The 1,680-nt window shown below is 69.6% G+C and carries 1 protein-coding gene; it reads right to left on the bottom strand.

The features are described 5' to 3' along the window. Positions 1-239 precede the first annotated feature (239 nt). A partial coding sequence (locus tag V7004_RS15770) for an AMP-binding protein (protein ID WP_334145220.1) occupies positions 240-1,680 on the bottom strand: 1,441 nt, incomplete at its 5' end.

Below are 1,680 nucleotides of genomic sequence, written 5' to 3'. Positions count from 1 at the left end.
GCCCCCGCCCATCGAACTGTTCAGCCCTGCGCGGCCGCAGACCGCGATCTCATGAACAGTTCGCAGGAGGGGGGCGACCGCTCAGCTCCCGCCCATCGAACTGTTCAGCCCGACGCGGCCCACGGCCGCGATCTCATGAACAGTTCGCAGAAGATCCGGAACTGTTCAGCCCGACGCGGCCCACGGCCGCGATCTCATGAACAGTTCGTGGGGGAGGTGGAGCGGAGAGCAGGTCAGGGTCAACGCTTCTCGAAGGTCAGGCCCGCGGCCTCGGCATCCCAGGTGGTGGGGGTCACGCCCTCCTCACGCAGCTGGTACTTCAATACCCGGCCCACGGGATTGCGGGGCAGCTCGTGGCGGAACTCGATGTAGCGGGGCACGGCGAAGTACGGCACCCGCTCGACGGCCCAGCGGCACAGCGCCTCCTCGGTGAGGGTCGAGCCCGGTTGCAACACCGCAGTCACCTTGACGTCGTCCTCGCCGAGGGGACTCGGCACCGAGTGCACCGCCACGTCGACCACGTCCTCGTGGCCGAGGAAGATCTTCTCCATCTCGAAGCTCGAGATGTTCTCGCCCCGGCGACGCAGGTAGTCCTTCTTGCGGTCCACGAAATAGAGGAACCCGGCCTCGTCGAGCCGCCCGAAGTCGCCGGTGTGGAACCACCAGTTGCGACTCGCGGCCACGGTGGCTTCCGGGCGGCCCCAGTAGCCCTCGAACATGACGTGGGGTCGGCGCGGCCGACAGACGATCTCACCGACCTCACCGGTGGGGACCGGGTTGTCGTCGTCGTCGACGAGCAGTACCTCGAACTCCACGTCGTTCGGTTTGCCCGCTGCGCCCGGCGGGTTCACCTCGCCGGCGGGCAGTGAGGAGATCAGCGACGCCTCGGTCACCCCGTAACCAGCGCTGAAGGTCTCCACCCCCCAGCGGGTCGCGAACCGAGCCGAGATGTCCGGTGGCATCGGCGCCGCAGCGACCAGCCGCAAGGTGGTGCCCTGCGAGCCCGGGTGCTCCCGCTCGTCGTTCGCGATCAGTACCGCGAGCGTGCCGAGGAGTGAGGCGATGGTGCCACCGGTGCGGGCGATGTCGTCCCAGAACCCTGAGACGGAGAACTTCCGGGCGATCGCCGCGCGCCCACCCAGCAGCAAGGTGCCCACCACCGCGGTGGCCAGCGCGTTGAGGTGGAACATCGGCAGTGGCGTCCACACCACGTCCTCGGGGCGCCGCCCCCAGGTGCGAGCGATCTGGGCCGCCAGGTTCACCACGTAGTTGTGGCTCAGCATGCACCCCTTCGAGGGGCCCGTGGTTCCGGCGGTGTAGATGAACGTGGCCAGATCGGCTGGGCGCACCTCCACCCGGGGCGTGCCACCCGCCCGATCGAGCAGCGCCGAGAGGTCGTGCTGGGGCACGGCGGTGATCTCGGCGGCGGGCTCGCCCTCCACGATCACCGCCCGCAGCTCGGGCAGGCCGCCGGCGACCTCCGCCGCCCGCTGAGCCAGATCGCCCTGCACGATGAGCGCCCGCGCCCCCGAGTCGGCGAGCTGGTGAGTGAGGAACTCGCCCTTGTAGGCGGTGTTGATCGGCACGGACACCGCCCCGAGGCGGGCGGCCGCGAACACGGTGATGACGCTGGTCGGGCCGTTCTCCAACAGTGAGGCCACCCGATCCCCACGCCCCACC

Origin of the sequence: Rhabdothermincola sp., assembly GCF_036846205.1 — a bacterium.
Classification (GTDB): domain Bacteria; phylum Actinomycetota; class Acidimicrobiia; order Acidimicrobiales; family Acidimicrobilacustridaceae; genus Rhabdothermincola.
Note: the sequence above shows the minus strand (reverse complement) of the source record. Positions and strands in the feature narration are given on the sequence as shown.